General features: G+C 75.4%; 16 protein-coding genes and 1 pseudogene. 9 read left to right on the forward strand and 8 right to left on the reverse strand.

Going from position 1 to position 16,804, the window contains the following annotated elements:
• Positions 1 to 174 precede the first annotated feature (174 nt).
• Positions 175 to 885, reverse strand: a complete 711-nt coding sequence (locus ACZ6O2_RS22470) for an SOS response-associated peptidase (RefSeq protein WP_350703782.1) — start codon at positions 883 to 885, stop codon at positions 175 to 177.
• Positions 886 to 986: 101 nt separating this feature from the next.
• Here ACZ6O2_RS22470 and aroA point away from each other — a divergent pair, with 101 nt between their 5' ends.
• The 4 genes and pseudogenes from aroA (at position 987) to ACZ6O2_RS22490 (ending at position 5,226) form a co-directional block, all read left to right on the forward strand.
• Positions 987 to 2,288, forward strand: coding sequence for a 3-phosphoshikimate 1-carboxyvinyltransferase (gene aroA / locus ACZ6O2_RS22475; protein WP_350703784.1), 1,302 nt, complete (start codon positions 987 to 989; stop codon positions 2,286 to 2,288).
• Positions 2,258 to 3,394 (forward strand): ribosome small subunit-dependent GTPase A, encoded by a 1,137-nt coding sequence (rsgA, locus tag ACZ6O2_RS22480; RefSeq protein ID WP_466024146.1) that lies wholly within the window; start codon positions 2,258 to 2,260, stop codon positions 3,392 to 3,394. The genes aroA and rsgA overlap by 31 nt, the downstream gene beginning before the upstream one ends.
• A 28-nt stretch (positions 3,395 to 3,422) precedes the next feature.
• Positions 3,423 to 4,241: a histidinol-phosphatase gene (hisN, locus tag ACZ6O2_RS22485; RefSeq protein WP_466024147.1), complete on the forward strand. Its 819-nt coding sequence runs from the start codon at positions 3,423 to 3,425 to the stop codon at positions 4,239 to 4,241.
• 59 nt (positions 4,242 to 4,300) lie between these two features.
• Positions 4,301 to 5,226 (forward strand): annotated as a pseudogene (locus ACZ6O2_RS22490) (hypothetical protein).
• Here ACZ6O2_RS22490 and ACZ6O2_RS22495 read toward each other — a convergent pair.
• The gene (locus tag ACZ6O2_RS22495) at positions 5,181 to 6,380 is read right to left on the reverse strand and encodes a glycosyltransferase (RefSeq protein ID WP_466024148.1); all 1,200 of its coding nucleotides are present in this window, start codon (positions 6,378 to 6,380) and stop codon (positions 5,181 to 5,183) included. The pseudogene ACZ6O2_RS22490 and the gene ACZ6O2_RS22495 overlap by 46 nt on opposite strands.
• A 213-nt stretch (positions 6,381 to 6,593) precedes the next feature.
• Here ACZ6O2_RS22495 and ACZ6O2_RS22500 point away from each other — a divergent pair, with 213 nt between their 5' ends.
• The 3 genes from ACZ6O2_RS22500 (at position 6,594) to ACZ6O2_RS22510 (ending at position 9,054) form a co-directional block, all read left to right on the forward strand.
• Positions 6,594 to 7,592 carry an SDR family oxidoreductase gene (locus ACZ6O2_RS22500; protein WP_466024149.1) on the forward strand — a complete coding sequence of 333 codons (999 nt, stop codon included), beginning with the start codon at positions 6,594 to 6,596 and terminating at the stop codon, positions 7,590 to 7,592.
• A 59-nt stretch (positions 7,593 to 7,651) separates the two neighbouring features.
• Positions 7,652 to 8,377 carry an ATP-binding protein gene (locus tag ACZ6O2_RS22505; RefSeq protein WP_350703794.1) on the forward strand — a complete coding sequence of 242 codons (726 nt, stop codon included), beginning with the start codon at positions 7,652 to 7,654 and terminating at the stop codon, positions 8,375 to 8,377.
• Between the two features lie 104 nt (positions 8,378 to 8,481).
• Complete coding sequence (locus ACZ6O2_RS22510; protein ID WP_350703796.1) at positions 8,482 to 9,054, forward strand: DUF5709 domain-containing protein; 573 nt, start codon at positions 8,482 to 8,484, stop codon at positions 9,052 to 9,054.
• A gap of 66 nt (positions 9,055 to 9,120) precedes the next feature.
• Here the strand turns inward: ACZ6O2_RS22510 and ACZ6O2_RS22515 are convergent, their stop codons facing one another.
• Positions 9,121 to 9,786, reverse strand: a complete 666-nt coding sequence (locus ACZ6O2_RS22515; protein ID WP_350703797.1) for a response regulator transcription factor — start codon at positions 9,784 to 9,786, stop codon at positions 9,121 to 9,123.
• Between the two features lie 42 nt (positions 9,787 to 9,828).
• Positions 9,829 to 10,971 (reverse strand): MacS family sensor histidine kinase, encoded by a 1,143-nt coding sequence (gene macS / locus ACZ6O2_RS22520; RefSeq protein ID WP_466024150.1) that lies wholly within the window; start codon positions 10,969 to 10,971, stop codon positions 9,829 to 9,831.
• A gap of 120 nt (positions 10,972 to 11,091) precedes the next feature.
• On the opposite strand from macS, the gene ACZ6O2_RS22525 reads away from it, so the two are divergent.
• Entirely contained in the window at positions 11,092 to 11,559 is a 468-nt protein-coding gene (locus ACZ6O2_RS22525) for an ATP-binding protein (protein ID WP_466024151.1), read from the forward strand.
• A gap of 122 nt (positions 11,560 to 11,681) precedes the next feature.
• On the opposite strand, the gene ACZ6O2_RS22530 is transcribed toward ACZ6O2_RS22525, so the two are convergent.
• The gene (locus tag ACZ6O2_RS22530) at positions 11,682 to 12,620 is read right to left on the reverse strand and encodes a ribose-phosphate diphosphokinase (RefSeq protein WP_350703803.1); all 939 of its coding nucleotides are present in this window, start codon (positions 12,618 to 12,620) and stop codon (positions 11,682 to 11,684) included.
• A gap of 91 nt (positions 12,621 to 12,711) precedes the next feature.
• Between ACZ6O2_RS22530 and glpK the strand changes: the two genes are divergently transcribed.
• A complete protein-coding gene (gene glpK, locus ACZ6O2_RS22535; protein WP_466024152.1) occupies positions 12,712 to 14,196 on the forward strand; it encodes a glycerol kinase GlpK in 1,485 nt (494 codons plus the stop codon).
• A 36-nt stretch (positions 14,197 to 14,232) separates the two neighbouring features.
• On the opposite strand, the gene ACZ6O2_RS22540 is transcribed toward glpK, so the two are convergent.
• From ACZ6O2_RS22540 to ACZ6O2_RS22550, 3 genes are read right to left on the reverse strand one after another with little or no spacing between them, the layout of a single operon-like run.
• The gene (locus tag ACZ6O2_RS22540; RefSeq protein WP_466024153.1) at positions 14,233 to 15,384 is read right to left on the reverse strand and encodes a hypothetical protein; all 1,152 of its coding nucleotides are present in this window, start codon (positions 15,382 to 15,384) and stop codon (positions 14,233 to 14,235) included.
• On the reverse strand, positions 15,381 to 15,878 hold the full coding sequence (locus tag ACZ6O2_RS22545) for a SigE family RNA polymerase sigma factor (protein WP_350703809.1): 498 nt from the start codon (positions 15,876 to 15,878) through the stop codon (positions 15,381 to 15,383). The genes ACZ6O2_RS22540 and ACZ6O2_RS22545 overlap by 4 nt, the downstream gene beginning before the upstream one ends.
• 58 nt (positions 15,879 to 15,936) lie before the next feature.
• The gene (locus ACZ6O2_RS22550) at positions 15,937 to 16,770 is read right to left on the reverse strand and encodes a phosphoribosylaminoimidazolesuccinocarboxamide synthase (protein WP_350703811.1); all 834 of its coding nucleotides are present in this window, start codon (positions 16,768 to 16,770) and stop codon (positions 15,937 to 15,939) included.
• Between the last annotated feature and the right edge of the window lie 34 nt (positions 16,771 to 16,804).

Genomic DNA, 16,804 nt, shown 5'->3' on the forward strand with positions numbered 1-16,804 from the left:
CCGGCAAGATCGGTGAGCGTCGTCCGCCCCGTGCGAGTCGCGCCCACTACCGGCGCTGTGTTCTATCGCACTTACGGACACGGGGACAAGCCTCTACGGCAAATACGGGTAAACGAGTGGGCGACGTTTCGCCCGCAACTCTGGCAAATCACGCCCGACAATGTGCCGCCGCTGTCAGAAAAGCGTCACTTCCTCTGGCGGGGCGACGCGGGCGAGCGGCACCCTGGCGGTCAACTCCGGCCCGTCGTTGCGCACGTTGCCCACCGCCGGCCCCACCGGACGGATCTCGAGCCGCGCCAGCCAGTCGAGCGGGGGCGGGGCGAGCAGGCCCGCCGGCTCGTCGCTGGGCGCCAGCCACGACCCCCACCGCGGCCGGGGCAGCAGCAGCGGCATGCGCTCGTGCACCTCGGCCAACTCGCCGAGCGCGGCGGTGGTCAGCACGCTGCACGTCAGCAGCGGGCCGTCGGGCCCCTCCCAGACCGACCAGATGCCGGCGAAGGCGAGCACGGAGCCGTCCAGCGGGGTCATGTAGTACGCCTGCCTGCCCCCGCCCGGCGAGCGGACCCACTCGTACCAGCCGTCGGCCGGAACGAGGCAGCGGCGGCGGGCGAACGCGCCGGCGTACGCCCGGCTGGTGGCGACCGTCTCGGCACGGGCGTTGATCATGCGGGCGGCGCCGGCGGGCGACCGGGACCAGGCCGGCACCAGCCCCCAGCGCCCGACCGACAGCGCGCGGTGGCCCTCCGGGCTGACCCGCACCAGCGGCACCGGGTCGGTGGGCGCGACGTTGTGGTCGGGGCCGAGCTGGCCGCCGGTCTCGTCGTGGGACTCGAACAGCGCGCTCAGGTCGCCCGCGCTCCGGGTCGTCGCGTACCTCCCGCACATGCCGCACACGCTAACCCGCCGGGCGTCGCCCGGCTGTCCCGCTGGCCGGGAGCCGGGACGGTGCCGGGCGTCATCCGCGGCGGACACGGCAGAATGTAACCGTGGGGAACCTGACCGCGACCCGGCCGCCGCAGCCGTGGACCGCTCCGACCGCCTCCGACCCGGTCACGGCCACGCTGCGCCTGCCCGGCTCCAAGTCGATGACCGCCCGCGCCCTGGTGCTGAGCGCGCTGGCCAGCGGTCCCTCGACGCTGGCCGGGCCGCTGCGGGCCCGGGACACCGAGCTGATGGCGGCCGGGCTGCGCGCGCTGGGCGCGCACATGTCGATCAGCGACGACGAGCGCTGGCTGGTCCGGCCGCACCCGCTGGTCGGCCCCGCGCACGTCGACGTCGGCCTGGCCGGCACGGTGATGCGCTTCGTCCCGCCCGTGGCCGGCCTGGCCGACGGGCGGATCACCTTCGACGGCGACCCGCAGGCCCGCACCCGGCCGCTCGGCCCGCTGATCGGCGCGCTGCGTTCCCTCGGCGTACGCGTGGACGCCCCCGCCACCGGCAGCCTGCCGCTGACCGTGCTCGGCGGCGGGCGGGTGGCCGGCGGCGAGGTGGTGATCGACGCCTCGGCCTCCAGCCAGCTCGTCTCCGGGCTGCTGCTGGCCGCCCCGCGCTTCGACCGGGGCGTGGTGGTCCGGCACGTGGGTCCCCCGGTGCCCTCCGCGCCGCACCTGCGGATGACGGTGCAGATGCTCCGGGCCGCCGGCGCGGCCGTCGACGACAGCACCCCCGACGTCTGGGTCGTCGAGCCGGGCCCGCTGGCCGGGCGCGGCTGGGAGATCGAGCCGGACCTGTCGGGCGCGGTGCCGTTCTTCGCCGCGGCCCTGGTCACCGGCGGCGAGGTGACCCTCCAGGGCTGGCCGCGCAGCAGCGCGCAGCCGGTGGAGCAGCTCCGCTCGCTGCTGCACCGGATGGGCGGCGAGGTGACCCTCTCCACCGCCGGGCTGACCGTCCGGGGCACCGGCACGGTGCACGGCCTGGACGCCGATCTCTCCGACGTCAGCGAGCTGACGCCCGCGCTGACCGCGCTGGCCATGCTCGCCGACTCGCCGTCCCGGTTCACGGGCGTCGGTCACATCCGGGGCCACGAGACCGACCGGCTGACCGCGCTGGCGCGGGAGTTCGCCGCGCTCGGCGCGGACATCACGGAGTCCCCCGACGGGCTGGAGATCCGGCCCCGGCCGCTGCGCGGCGGGGTGTTCGAGACCTACCACGACCACCGGATGGCGCACGCGGCGGCGGTGGCCGGCCTGGCCGTGCCGGGCATCGAGCTGAGCGACGTGGCGTGTACCTCGAAGACCATGCCCGAGTTCCCGGCACTATGGTCGGCGATGGTGACCGGCAAGAGCTGACACGACGGGGGGCGGTCCTGGCGACCAGACGGCGGGAGTACGACGAGGACGACGTCCGGGTACGACCCGGGAAGTCGTCGCGCCCACGTACGCGCACCCGGCCCCGGCACGCGGACGCCGTCGACGGCTTCGTGATCGCCGTCGACCGGGGCCGCTACACGTGCGTGCCGCCCGACGGGGGGCCGGACGCGCCCACGGTCACCGCCATGCGGGCCCGGGAGCTGGGCCGCAAGTCGGTGGTGGTCGGCGACCGGGTCAGCCTGGTCGGGGACACCTCCGGCGCGGCCGGGGCGCTGGCCCGGATCGTCCGGATCGCCGAGCGGACGTCGGTGCTGCGGCGCACCGCGGAGGACGACGCGACCACCGCCGAGGGGCGGCTGGAGCGGGTGGTGGTGGCCAACGCCGACCAGTTGGTGATCGTCAGCGCGCTGGCCGACCCGCCGCCGCGCACCGGGTTCATCGACCGCTGCCTGGTGGCCGCGTACGACGCCGACATCGAGCCGCTGCTCTGCCTGACCAAGGCCGACCTGGCCGGCCCCGAGGGGGTGCTCGGCTACTACGCCGAACTGGAGCTGCCGTACGTGCTGATCCGGCCGGACTCCGACCTCGACGCCCTGCGCAGCCTGCTCGCCGGCCGGATCTCCGTCCTGGTGGGGCACTCCGGGGTGGGCAAGTCGACGCTGGTCAACCGGCTGGTGCCGGACGCCGCGCGGGCGGTCGGCACGGTCAGCGCGATCGGCCGGGGCCGGCACACCTCCACGAGCGCGGTGGCGCTTCGGCTGCCCCCGCTGCCCGGGGATGCAGCGCACGGCGGGGACGCCGCCGCGCCGCGACCCGGGGCCGCCGCCGGCTGGATCATCGACACCCCGGGGGTACGCAGCTTCGGGCTGGCACACGTCTCCGCCGACAGCCTGCTGCACGGCTTCCCCGACCTGGTGGAGGGCACGGTCGACTGCCCCGCCAACTGCCCGCACACCCCGGAGGCTCCCGACTGCGGGCTCGACGCCTGGGTGGCGGCCGGCAAGGCGGACCCGCGCCGGCTGGCCTCGTACCGCCGGCTGCTCGCCTCCCGGGCGGGCGAGGGCGACCCGCCCGCCGGGGCGTGAGGCCCGGGCCGTCGGTAGGTTGGGGCACGTGACCGGGTACGCCGACGACCTCGCCCTCGCCCACCTGCTCGCCGACGCCGCCGACGCCGTCTCCACGGCCCGGTTCCGGGCGCTCGACCTGCGGGTCGACGCGAAGCCCGACCTGACCCCCGTCTCCGACGCGGACACCGCCGTGGAGCGGGAGATCCGGGCGCTGCTGGCCACGCACCGGCCGGCCGACGGCCTGCTCGGCGAGGAGTACGGCGAACAGCCGGCCAGCGGCCCGGACGGCCGGCGCTGGGTGGTCGACCCGATCGACGGCACGAAGAACTTCATCCGCGGCGTGCCCGTCTGGGCCACCCTGATCGCGCTGCTGGAGGGGGACCGCCCGGTCGCCGGCCTGGTCTCCGCGCCGGCCCTCGGCCGCCGCTGGTGGGCCGCGCTCGGCGAGGGCGCGTACGCGGGGCCGGACGCCGCCGGCGGCGCGCCCATCCGGGTCTCCGGCGTCCGGGACCTGGCGGACGCGAGCTTCTGCTACTCGTCCCTGACCGGGTGGGAGTCCGCCGGCCGGCTGGACGCGATGCTCCAGCTCATGCGGGACACCTGGCGCGGCCGGGCGTACGGCGACTTCTACGGCTACATGCTGCTCGCCGAGGGCGCGCTGGACGTGATGGTGGAGCCGGAGCTGTCGCTGTGGGACGTCGCCGCGCTGGTGCCGATCGTCACCGAGGCGGGTGGGACGTTCACCGACCTGGCCGGCCGGCCCGCGCCCTCGGGCGACGCCGGCACCGAGAGCAGCGCCGTGGCCAGCAACGGCCCGCTGCACGCCGACATCCTCGCCCGGCTGGGTCGGCCAGCCGAGCACTGACCTCCGGCAACCTCTATCCTCGCCAGGTGGTCTCCTCCGGGTGGTGCTTCCTCGCGGCGATGATCGTCGCGTACGGCGTCGCCAACCTGCTCCAGTCGGTCGCCGCCGCCCGCACCACCGTCCACCACACCTTCGACCCGGGGCTGCTGCTGCGGCTGGCCGGGCACCGCACCTACCTGGTCGGGCTGGCGTGTCAGGTGGCCGGGTTCGTGCTGGCCTTCCTGGCCCGGCGGGACCTGCCGCTCTTCCTCGTGCAGTCCAGCGTCGCGGCCGGGCTCGGGGTCACCGCCCTGCTCGGCGTGCTGGTGCTGAAGTGGCGGTTGCCGGCGGCCGAGGTGGCCCTGCTGGTGCTGCTCTTCGCCGGGATCTCCGCGCTGGTGCTCTCCGCCCGGCCCGCGCCGTCCAAGCCGCTCGGCACCGCCGGCATGATCACCCTGGCGGTGGCGCTCGGCGTGATCGCGGTGCTCGGCTTCTTCGCCGTACGCCTGCACGGGGCGCCGGGCTCGGTGGCGCTCGGCTCGCTGGCCGGGCTGGCGTTCTCCGCCGCCGCGGTGGCCGCCCGACCGCTGGCCTCGGCCTCCACGGCGGAGGCGCTCGTCCGGGACCCGCTGCTCTACCTGCTGATCGCGCACTCGATCGTCGGCCAGCTCCTGCTCGGCCTGGCCATGCAGCGCGGCTCGACCACGGCCGCCGTGGCCGCGATGGACGCCGCCGGGGCGGTACCCGCCGCGATCGTCGGCCTGCTGCTGCTCAACGACAAGATCTGGCCCGGCCGGGAATGGCTCGCCGCGGCCGGGTTCCTGGTCACCCTCGCCTCGGTCATCGGCCTCACCCGGTACGCCGAACCCCAGCACCACCACGCGGTGGCCGGGGCACGGGACCGGGCCGTGGTCGGCGTCGGCCGCCCGGTCTGAGACACGGGGCCGGCGGGGCGCTCCCTCAGGCCGCCTCGACCGGCTTGCGGCGGCGCACCACCCGCTCGTAGAGCCGCTCCAGCGCGCCCGCCGTCCGCTCCCAGGTGTAACTGCACCGCACCCGGTCGACGGCGGCGTGCCCGTACGCGAACCGTCCGGCGTTGTCGGAGAGCAGCCGGCGCAGGGTCACGCCGAGGACGCGCACGTCGCCCGGCGGCACCAGCCGCCCGGTGACCTCGTCGACCACCGCGTCGGCGATCCCGCCCATGGCGTAGCCGACCACCGGCACGCCGCAGGCCATCGCCTCCAGCGACACCCGCCCCGCGGACGAGTAGTGCGGGGTGCAGGCGACCACGTCGGCCGAGCGGTACCAGGTGGCCATCTGCTCGTGCGGCACCGCGCCCACCAGCGTCACCTGGTCGCCCACCCCGTTCCGCTCGGCCAGCTCGCGCAGGCGGCGGGCCTCGGCGTGGCCGGCGAGCTGCTCGGCGGGCGGGCCGCCGGCGATCACCAGCTCGGCGTCGCCGACGAGCCGCATGGCCCGGATCAGGTCCTCCTGGCCGTGCCCGGCCGACAGTCCGACGGAGAGGATCCGGGCCCGCTGGTCGCGGGGCGCGGCCTCGCCGTCGGGGTGGAACTGCTCGGTGTCGACGCCGGCCGGCACCATCGCCACGGAGGCGCGTTGCAGCCCCATCCGGGTCAGCTCGTCGACCTCGTCGTTGCACTGGGCGACCGCGATGTCCACCGCCCGGGTCAGCGCCCGCTCCAGCGGGATCCGCTCCCCCGGGCCGTCGTACTGGCGGCCGAGGTGGCGCAGTTGCTCGACACCGAGGGAGTGGAAGGTCTGCACCACCGCGATGTCGGTCTCGCGCACCGCGTGCGCCGCGGCCAGTCCGCCGATCCAGTAGTGCCCGTGCACCACCTCCGGCTGCCAGTCGCCCGCCCACCGGTCGGCCAGCCAGGTGCCGAACTCGGCCACGTGGGGGACCAGCTCGGCGGTGGGGATCGGGGCGGCCGGGCCGACGGGCACCCGCTCCACCTGGTAGCCGTCGACCGTCGCCGTGTCCGGCAAGCCCGGGTCGTCGCGCCGTTCGTACACCCGGACGTCGTGGCCCCGCGCGGCCAGTTCGGCGGCGACCCTCGCGATGTGCTGGTGGGTGCCGACGGTCGGAGCGTCGGCACGCCTGGGCGGGCCGGCGTGCGCGCAGACGAGGCCGACGCGCATGGGTCACCTCCATGCGATCTTCTCGAGCGGTGGTCCTCGGTCAGAGGGTCCCATTAACCAGACCCTCGGGAGCCGAAACCTGGCAGATCGGGAAGAGCCCGGCGGGTGCTTGCGTGACGGCAAGCGTCGCGGCCGGGTCGCGCGTCACCCACCGACGGTCATCCGACCCACAATCGGCCGCATGACCCCTGCCAGCCGGGGTACCGCCCAGGAATGCCTCTCACCCGCAGCCTCGCCGACGCCACCGTCGTGCTCACCGGCGCCTCCAGCGGGATCGGGACGGCCACGGCGTACGCCCTCGCCCGACACGGCACCGCCGTCGTGCTGGCCGCCCGCAGCGAGCCGGCCCTCGGGCGGGTCGCGCAGCGGTGCCGGGAGCTGGGCGGGCGGGCGCTGGTCGTGCCGACCGACGTGACCGACCCGGCGGCCGTCGAGCGGCTCGCCGCCCGCGCGGTGGCCGAGTTCGGCCGGATCGACGGGTGGGTCAACAACGCCGCGGTCAGCGCGGTCGGGCTCTTCGACGAGATCCCGGTGGAGGAGTTCCGTCGGGTGCTGGAGGTGAACCTGCTCGGCGCCGCGTACGGCACCCGGGCCGCCCTGCCCCACCTCGGCGCGGCGGGGGGCGGGGTGCTGGTCAACAACGCCTCGGTGCTGGCCGAGGTGGCGATGCCCTACCAGTCGGCGTACAACGCGACGAAGCACGGCATCCGCGGCCTGGCCGACACGGTCCGCCAGGAGCTGCGGGTCACGGGGCGGGGAAACATCTCGATCTGCACGGTGCTGCCGGCCACCATCGACACCCCGTTCTTCCGGCACGCCGCCAACCACAGCGGGCGGGAACTGGTGCCGCCGCCCCCGGTCTACCCGCCGGAGGTGGTGGCGGAGACGATCGTCCGGATGCTGCGCCGGCCCCGGCGCGAGGCGTACGCCGGTGGGGCCGCCCGGCTGATCGGCCTGCAGTGGCGGGTCGCCCCGGCGCTGGCCGAACGGGCGCTCGGCTGGTACGCCCACCGCACCCAGTTCGGACCGGCCCCGCAGCTCGACAGCACCGGCAACGTCTTCCAGGCCGACGCGGCGGCGCGGCGCGACGGCGGCTGGCACGGCCGGCGCCGGCACCTGGTGCGGATGACCGCCGCCTTCGGGCTGGCGGCGGCGGGAACGGCCGTCGGGACGGTGGCGGCGATGGCCCGCCGAGCGCGGACGGGCCGCTGATGCGCCGGGCCGAGCGGAGCGGTGCGGGGCCCGCCCCGGAAGGGCACAATGGGACGATCATGCCGACCGACGTGCGCTGCCGGGTGGAGACGGACGAGTCGTCCGGGGTGGTCCGGCTGACCGGCGTCCTCGACCGGCTTGAGGTCGGCACGGTGCGCGCCGGGCTGCTCGCCCGGCTCTGCGCCCGGCCCGGCCCGGTGGTGGCCGACCTGACCGGCCTGGCGATGCCCGATCCGGCCGCCCGGGGCGTCTTCGCGGAGGTGCGCCGGGAGGTCCTCGACTGGCCCGCCGCCGACCTGCTCCTCTGCGACCCGACCACCACCGTCGACGGCGCGCCGGCCTGGCCGACCCTGGAGGGGGCGATGGCCGGGCTGGCCGCCGCGCCGATGGCCGCGGTGGTCAGCGCCGACTTCCCACCCGCCGTGGAGGCCGCCCGGCAGGCCCGGCACCTCGTCACCGAGGGCTGCCGCCGCTGGGGGCTGGACGAGCTGGCCGAGCCGGGGTGCATCGCGGTCACCGAGCTGGTCGGCAACGTGGTCGCCCACGCGCACACCGCGATGACGGTGCGGCTGGCGCCCCGGGACGACACCCTGCACCTCGCCGTGCGCGACCACTCGTCGCGGCAGCCGGCCTTCGCCGGGCCGGCGCCGGTGGACACCGTCGGCGGGCGCGGCCTGCTGCTGATCGACACCGTCGCCCGCCGCTGGGGCAGCAGCCGGGTGCCGGACGGCAAGGTCGTCTGGTGCGTCCTGTACGCCGCGGACGAGGCCGGCCTCGGCGGCTGACCGCCGCCCCGATCCTCCCCGTCCGTCCCGGAAGGCGACGCTTCCGCCCGGATGGCCACGCCCGGCACCGGTTACGCCGGGAGGGCAGTGGGTAGTGGTCAGCCATGCGCGACGACCAGTACCCGACCCCCGTGTCCGACCCCGAGGCGGAGGGCCTGCCCGACACCGCCGACGACGACTCGACCGCCAACGACGACGTCCTGACCGGGCGCGAGGCGGACGGACCGGAGCCGGCGCAGCTACCCGCCGACCGGACGCCGGTGGCGGTGGACCGGTACGGGACCACCGCCGAGGAGCAGCTCGACGGCGAGTCGCTGGACTACAAGCTCGACCGGGAGCAGCGTGAACGCCCGGCCGACGATCCGCTGGCCGGCCCCGTCGACCCGGACATCGCCGCCGAGGCCGACAGCGAGGAGGCCGCGGCGCAGGCCCAGCTCGACGCGGACGTGATCGACCCGGGGCCCACCTCCGACCCGGACTCGCCGGTCTCCCTCTACGACCACGGCAGGCTCGGCACCACCGCCGACGCCCAGGTCGGCCGGCTCGTCGAACCGGACGAGGGGGCGCACACCGACCAGGAGACCGACTCGGTCGCGTACGACGCCGGGTCGGCCGGCGGCGGGGCGAGCGCCGAGGAGTTGGCCATCCACGAGACGCGCCCGCCGCACTCGGTCTGAGGCGGCGCAGGGCTGTCGGAGCGTCCAGCGTTCACCCACCACGTCCAGTGCGCGGTCCGGCAGCCCTCAGTCGTCCAGGCCCCGCTCGATCGCGTACCGGGTCAGCTCGACCCGGTTGTGCAGTTGGAGCTTGCCCAGCGTGTTCTGCACGTGGTTCTGCACCGTACGGTGCGACAGCCCGAGCCGGTCGGCGATCTGCTTGTAGGACATCCCCTTGGCCACCAGGCGCAGCACCTCGGTCTCCCGGTCGGTGAGCCGGGGCGCCGGGTCCCGGCCCGCCGTCGGGGCGGCCCCGGCCGGGGCGGCGGCCAGCCGGCGGTACTCGCCGAGGACCAGGCCGGCCAGGCCGGGTGTGAAGACCGGCTCCCCCGCCGCCGTCCGGCGCACGGCGTCCAGGAACTCGGCCGGGGCGGCCGACTTCACCAGGTAGCCGGTGGCGCCCGCCTTCACCGCGTCCAGCACGCTCTGCTGCTCGCCGCTGGCCGACAGCATCAGCACCCGCACCTCCGGCAGCGCGGCGCGCAGCCCGCGGATCACCTCCACCCCGGAGACGTCCGGCAGTTGCAGGTCGAGGACGACCACGTCGGGCCGGGCGGCGGCGGCCACCCGGACGGCCTGCCGGCCCTCGCCGCTGGTGGCGACGACGACGTGGCCGGCCTCGGTGAGGTCCCGGGCCACCCCTTCCCGCCACATCGGGTGGTCGTCGACCACCATCACGCGCACACCCGTCATGAGCCCATCTTCGTTCGCGACCCGCGGGGCCCGCAGACCGGCTCACTCCTCGCGCGCACCGTCGCTCCCCCTCGGGACGGTCAGTTCCACCTCGGTACCGGCACCGGGCGCGGAGGTGATCCGCACCGTGCCGCCGAGGTCGGCGAGGCGGCCCCGGATGGACCGCGCGACGCCGAGCCGCCCCTCGGCGGCGGCCTCGGCCAGGCGGCCGTCCGGAAACCCCGGCCCCTCGTCGCGGACGGAGACCGTCACCGTCGCCCCCTCGTCCTCGATCAGCACCCAGGCCCGCCCGTCCGCGTGCCGGGCGACGTTGTCCAGCGCGGCGGCGGTCGCGGCCACCAGCTCGTGGGCCACCGGCCCGGGCAGCGGCACCGGGGTGGCCGGCGCGGACAGCGAGACCGCCGCCGACGCGTACCGGCCGAGCAGCGCCCGCAGGTCCACCGGCCCGCCGGCGGTGTCGGCGCCGGCCGGCGCCGTGCCGGCGATCAGGGCGCGCAGCGCGGCCTCCTGCTCCCCCGCGAGCCGGGCCAGCTCGCCGGCCTCGCCGTCCAGGTGGGCGCCGCGCCGCTGCACCAGGGCGAGCACCTGGAGGACGCCGTCGTGGATGTCCCGGGCCAGCCGCTCCCGCTCCCGGGTCGCCGCCTCCAGCTCCACCGCCCGGTGCAGCCGCTCCTCGGCGGTCACCGCCAGCCGGGCGACGTGCCCGACGACGACCCCGGCGAGCAGCAGCAGGATCACCCCGGTGAGCGAGGACTGGCCGATGCGTTCGCGGGTGACGAGGTCCGCCGCCCCGACCGCCAGGGCGGCCACCGTGCCCCGGCGCCGCCCGCCGGAGACGGCCCAGGCGAGCACCGGGCCGGCCAGCCAGGCCACCGCCAGGGTCGGCACCCCGGCGGCGAGCGCCGCACGCCCGGCCACCCACGGGCTGACCAGCAGGATGCCGAGCACGACCGCGAGGTCCGCGGCGAGCAGCGGCCAGCCCCGCCGGGCCGGGCGGGCGTAGCCGACGGCGGTCACCCCGGTCCAGGCCGCCATCAGCAGGACCACGCCGACGGCCGCCAGGGGGTGGGCGTACCGGTCGAAGTGCCGCAGCGCCAGCACGCAGACGTACGCCAGGGAGGCCACCCGGAACACGGCGATGGCCCGCCAGAGCGGGACCTCGAATCCACTGGGCGGCGTCGGCACGGTCGTCACGATGCCACAGCCCGCGTGGCGGCCGACGGGCTGGCGGATGCACGCCGGGAAGCGCTGGCGTACGGTGGGAATTCCGCAACAAGTTCTGTGATCCGCTGTCGGGACGGGGCCATGACGAGTGCAGAATCCCCGGTACCGCGTACGGTTGTGCCCATCGAACCTTCCCTCCTGATCGCCGAGGCCTTCGACCAGGCCCAGGTGACCGAGTTGCGGCACTCGGTCACTTCCTGCGCGCACACCGCCGGGCTGGCCGGCCAGCGCCTGGACGACTTCGTGCTGGCGGTCAACGAGCTGATCACGAACGCGGTCCGGCACGGCGGGGGCCGGGGCTGGCTGCGACTGTGGCGGCAGTCGGGGCTGGTCGTCTGCGAGGTCGCCGACCACGGCGGGGGGATCAGCACGCAGCGGCTCGGCGACCGGGCCCGCCCCGCACCGGACACCGCCGGCGGGTGGGGCCTCTGGTTGGCCCGGGAGTTGAGCGACAGCATGGAGGTCGAGACCGGCGCCGCCGGCACGACCGTACGGATCAGCGCCGCCGTCGGCGCCCCCGAACACATCGGCCGCCACCGCCGCGACTGACCCTCCCTCCCCCGACCCCGGCGATCTTGCACTTTCGGCCCTCGAAATGGGCGCCGTGCCCGATTCGCCGGGGCCACCAGTGCAAGATCGTGGGGAGGGCAGGGGCGGGAGCGGGCGAGGGGTCAGGAGAAGAGGGCGCTGACGGACTCGCCGTTGTGGATGCGGCGCACCGCCTCGGCGAGCGCCGGAGCCACCGAGAGGACGGCCAGCTTCGGCACCCGCTTGTCGGCCGGGATCGGCACGGTGTTGGTGCAGACGATCTCCAGCACGCCCTCCTGCTCGCTGAGCCGCTGGAGCGCGCCGCTGGAGAAGAGGCCGTGCGTGCAGGCCAGCCGGATCGAGCGGACCTTCCGCTCGCGCAGGTGCTCCATCAGCTCGATCACCGTGCTGCCCTTGGCGATCTCGTCGTCCAGCACGATGACGTCCCGGTCGGCCACGTCGCCGATCACCGCGCTGATCTTGACCCGGTCGTCGCTGAACCGCTGCTTCGCACCGGCCGCCACCGGCGTGCCGAGCCGGCGGGCGAACGCCGCGGCCTCCTTGGCGTTGCCCAGGTCCGGCGAGACCACCACCGTGTTGCTCAGGTCGTAGCGGCTGAAGTGGGCGGCCAGCTCGCGCAGCGCGTGCAGGTGGTCGACCGGCACGCTGAAGAAGCCGTGCACCTGGGGCGAGTGCAGGGTCATCGCCAGCACCCGGTCCGCCCCCGCCGAGGTGAGCAGGTCGGCCACGAGCCGCCCGCCGATGGAGATGCGCGGCGCGTCCTTCTTGTCCGACCGGGCGTACGCGTAGTGCGGCAGCACCACGGTGATCCGGCCGGCGGAGGCGCCCCGGGCCGCGTCGATCATGAGCAGCAGCTCGACCAGGTTCTCCTGCACGGGCGGGACCAGGGGCTGGATCAGGAAGACGTCGCGCTCCCGGCAGTTGGCCTGCAACTGCACTTCCAGGCAGTCGTTGGCGAACCGGGACACCCGCACCGGGTGCAGGGGCACACCGAGGTGGGCACAGATCTCGGCGGCGAGGTCGGGATGGGCGGTACCACTGAAAACGGCGATGTCGCGCACGTCCGCACATCGTACGGACGGCGCCCGGACCGGGCCCCGATCGGGGCCGCGCCGGTCGGCGGAGCGCGGCCGGTCCGGGTACGGTGCTGCCGTGACCCCCCAGTACGTCGCCGCCATCGACCAGGGCACCACCTCCTCGCGGTGCATCGTCTTCGACCAGGCCGGGGAGATCGTCTCCGTGGCGCAGCGGGAGCACCGGCAGGTCTTCCCCCGACCCGGCTGGGTGGAGCACGACGCCGAGGAGATCTGGGACAACGTGGAGCTGGTGGTCCGGGAGGCGTTGCGGGCCGCCGGGACCGACGCCGCCGGGCTCGCCGCCGTGGGCATCACCAACCAGCGGGAGACCACCCTCGTCTGGGACCGGGCCACCGGGCGGCCGGTGGCCAACGCGATCGTCTGGCAGGACACCCGCACCGGGCCGCTGCTGCACGAGCTGGCGCAGGCGTACGGCGAGGAGTGGTTCCGCTCCCGCACCGGCCTGCCGCTGGCCACCTACTTCGCCGGGCCGAAGCTGCGCTGGCTGCTGGACCACGTCGACGGGCTGCGCGAGCGCGCCGAGGCCGGCGAGGTGCTCTTCGGCACGATGGACAGCTGGCTGGTCTGGAAGCTGACCGGCCGGCACGTGACCGACGTGACCAACGCCAGCCGCACCATGCTGATGGACCTGACCACCCTCGACTGGAGCCCGGAGCTGCTCGACGCGATGGGCGTGCCGGCCGCCGTGCTGCCGGAGATCCGCAGCTCCGCCGAGGTCTACGGGGAGGCGACCGGGGTGCTGGCCGGGGTGCCGGTGGCCAGCGCGCTCGGCGACCAGCAGGCCGCCCTGTTCGGGCAGACCTGTTTCCAGCCGGGCGAGGCGAAGTGCACCTACGGCACCGGCAGCTTCCTGCTGCTCAACACCGGCGCCAGCCCGGTCCCCTCCGCCCACGGCCTGCTCACCACGGTCGCCTACCGCATCGACGGCCAGCCCGCCGCGTACGCGCTGGAGGGGGCGATCGCGGTCACCGGCTCGCTGGTGCAGTGGCTGCGGGACAACCTCGGGCTGATCTCCACCGCCGGTGAGGTGGAGGAGCTGGCGGGCACCGTCGACGACAACGGCGGCTGCTACGTCGTACCGGCCTTCTCCGGGTTGTTCGCCCCGCACTGGCGCAGCGACGCGCGCGGGGTGATCGCCGGGCTGACCGGCTACATCACCAAGGGGCACCTGGCCCGGGCCGTGCTGGAGGCGTCGGCCTGGCAGACCCGCGAGGTGGTCGACGCGATGAACGCCGACTCCGACGTGGCGCTGCGCCGGCTCCGGGTCGACGGCGGCATGACCGCCAACGGGCTGCTGATGCAGTTCCTCGCCGACGTGCTCGACGTGCCGGTGGTCCGCTCACGGATCGCCGAGACCACCTGCCTCGGCGCCGCGTACGCGGCCGGCCTGGCGGTCGGTTTCTGGCCGGACCTGGCGACGCTGCGCGCCAAGTGGCGCTCCGACGCGCAGTGGGAGTCGACCATGGACCCCGCGCACCGGGAACGGGAGTTGCGCAACTGGCGCAAGGCCGTCGAGCGCACCCTCGACTGGGTCGACTGACGACACGGACCGGGCTCGTCTCGGCGCCCCGCCGGGTCACCTCGGCAGGTCGTGGGAGAGGGAGTAGCCCGTCTTCACCGGCCGCATGATGCTCGCGAGCAGCGACATGGTCAGTTGGGCCCGGCTCGCCCCGTTGTCCAGCCCCCGCGTGCAGCCGTTCCAGTTGACCCGTACCCGCACCTCGTCGCCCTGGTGCCGCACCAGGAGCAGGGCCTCGTAGCCGACCGGGTCCGGCCTCGCGCAGGCCAGACCGGGAGGCGCGGGGTTTCCCCCGGGGCGGGCGGCGTTCAGCGCGGCGGCGAGCGCCGCCGCCTCGGCACCGGTGAGCCGGGCCGACGCGTCGAGCCGGTCGCGCCGCTCCCTGTACCGGTCCAGCGACCCGTAGGAGCAGATGGAGATCGAGGACGGATCGCTCGGCACGAAGGGCGTGCGCTTCTGCCCCTCCGAGGTCTGCGCCGTCGGCGGGTCCGGCGACTTCTGCCCGGGTAGCGGCGCGGGGGCGACCGGCAGGAGACGGGTGGAGCAACCGGCGTGGTCGGTCTCCACCAGTCGGAAGCTGTCGAGGATCCGCCGGGTGGTGGCCTCGTCCCGGGTCCGCACGGTCACCGCGACCTGCTGCCCGGGCACGGTCACGGTGCCAGCGAACCGCCCGTCGGGCAGCCGCCCCTCCGCGCGCACGGCGAGCACCCCACCCACGTCGACCGCACGCTGGACGAACCCGGCACCGCCGGGCTGACTCGGTTCCATCGGCCACTGGTCGATGACGGCGATCTCCTTGTCCACCGGCTCCGGAGTCGCACAAGCGCGCTCCAGGTGTTTGGCCCGCACCACGCTCGGCGCGTCGGTCATCCCGCAGCCGGAGTCGTTGACCGTCCAGTGCGCCGGCACCCGGATCTCCGCGCCGAGGGAACTCTCCCAGCGCCAGTCGGCGGTCGCCGCCCGGTCCTGCGCCGCCGTGTCGACCGCCGGGGGCCGGGCCGGGCGGTCGCCGGTCAGCGCCGGAACCACCCCCACGGTGACGAGCACCGCCACGGCTACCGCCCCGGTCCCGGCCACCCGGGTGCGGCGACGCCGCCGGGCCACCCGCGCCCGTACCGCCCCGGCCAGGTCCGCCCCGCCCCCGTCGGCCTCGGCCTCGTGGCTGAGGAAGGTGTCCCGGAGCAGCGTCTCGACGTCGTACCGGCTCATGGCAGCGCCTCCCGATCGATCGTGGGCACCGTGGCCCGGAGCGTGGCGAGGGCCCGGGCAGCCTGCGACCGCACGGTGGCCGGGGCGCAGCCGAGGACCTCGGCGATCTGGGTGTCGGAGAGGTCCTCGTAGTAGCGCAGCACCAGCACCGCCCGCTGGCGGCGCGGCAGCCGGCGCAGCAGCGCCCAGGCGGCGTCGCGCGCCGCGTGGCTGCCGGCGTCGTCCGGGCCGGCCGCCCCGTCCGCGGGGGCGGCGACCGGCAACTCGCGCGAGGAGAGCCGCCGCCACCAGCGCAGGTTCTCGTTGACCAGGACCTGCTTGAGGTACGCCTCGGGCCGGCTCATCCCGGCCACCCGCGCCCACCGCACGTACGCCTTGGCCAGCACCGACTGCACCAGGTCCTCGGCCTGGTGCCGGTCCCCGGTGAGCATCAGCGCGAACCGCAGCAGGGCTCCCCCGCGGGCGGTCACGAACTCCTCGAACGTCGGCTGCATGGCACCTCCACCCCAGGAAAGTCCGTGGGGTGGCCGAGGTGCTGCACCGGTCGGGAAATCAGCCCCAGCGGTTGCCGGTGAGCTTCTCGTAGACGTCGACGTAGCGGGCCCGGGTCGCCTCGACCACCTCGGCCGGCACCTCGGGCGCCGGGGCCTGCTTGTCCCAGCCGCTCTCCACGGCCCAGTCCCGGACGTACTGCTTGTCGTAGGAGAACTGCGCCCGGCCCGGCTGGTACGACTCGGCCGGCCAGAACCGGGACGAGTCGGAGGTGAGCAGCTCGTCGCCGATTGTCAGGGTGCCGTCCGGCGCCCAGCCCAGCTCGATCTTGGTGTCGGCGACCAGGATGCCCCGGTCGGCGGCCAGCTCGGCGCCCCGGCGGTAGAGGTCGATGGTGATCCGGCGCAGCCGCTCGGCGGTCTCGGCGCCGACCTTGTCCACCACCTCGGCGAAGGTGATCGGCTCGTCGTGCTCCCCCACCGGCGCCTTGGTCGACGGGGTGAAGATCGGCTCGGGCAGGATGGACGCCTCGACCAGGCCGCGCGGCAGCTCCACGCCGGAGACGGCACCGGTGCGCTGGTACTCCTTGAGGCCGCCGCCGGTCAGGTAGCCCCGGGCGACGCACTCCACGGGCACCATCTCCAGCCGCCGGCAGCGGATCGCCCGGCCGGCGAACTCGGCCGGCACGTCGGTGGCGGAGATGACGTGGTTCGGCACCAGGTCGGAGAGCTGCTCGAACCACCACAGGGACAGCGCGGTGAGCAACTTGCCCTTGTCGGGGATCGGCGTCGGCAGCACCACGTCGTAGATCGAGATGCGGTCGGAGGCGACCAGGATCAGGTCGTCGCCGTCGGCGTAGACGTCCCGTACCTTGCCCGAGTGCAGAAGTTCCACGCGGCCTAGTACACCACGCGACCTGCGTACGGCC

It is taken from the genome of Micromonospora sp. NPDC048040 (assembly GCF_055587185.1).

Bases quoted from the DNA above. Each gene is read 5' to 3' on its own strand.
- ACZ6O2_RS22470 (WP_350703782.1), bottom strand. From the start codon at position 885: ATGTGCGGGAGGTACGCGACGACCCGGAGCGCGGGCGACCTGAGCGCG.
- rsgA (WP_466024146.1), top strand. From the start codon at position 2,258: ATGGTCGGCGATGGTGACCGGCAAGAGCTGACACGACGGGGGGCGGTC.
- ACZ6O2_RS22495 (WP_466024148.1), bottom strand. From the start codon at position 6,380: ATGCGCGTCGGCCTCGTCTGCGCGCACGCCGGCCCGCCCAGGCGTGCC.
- ACZ6O2_RS22500 (WP_466024149.1), top strand. From the start codon at position 6,594: ATGCCTCTCACCCGCAGCCTCGCCGACGCCACCGTCGTGCTCACCGGC.
- ACZ6O2_RS22505 (WP_350703794.1), top strand. From the start codon at position 7,652: ATGCCGACCGACGTGCGCTGCCGGGTGGAGACGGACGAGTCGTCCGGG.
- ACZ6O2_RS22510 (WP_350703796.1), top strand. From the start codon at position 8,482: ATGCGCGACGACCAGTACCCGACCCCCGTGTCCGACCCCGAGGCGGAG.
- ACZ6O2_RS22515 (WP_350703797.1), bottom strand. From the start codon at position 9,786: ATGACGGGTGTGCGCGTGATGGTGGTCGACGACCACCCGATGTGGCGG.
- ACZ6O2_RS22525 (WP_466024151.1), top strand. From the start codon at position 11,092: ATGACGAGTGCAGAATCCCCGGTACCGCGTACGGTTGTGCCCATCGAA.
- ACZ6O2_RS22540 (WP_466024153.1), bottom strand. From the start codon at position 15,384: ATGAGCCGGTACGACGTCGAGACGCTGCTCCGGGACACCTTCCTCAGC.
- ACZ6O2_RS22545 (WP_350703809.1), bottom strand. From the start codon at position 15,878: ATGCAGCCGACGTTCGAGGAGTTCGTGACCGCCCGCGGGGGAGCCCTG.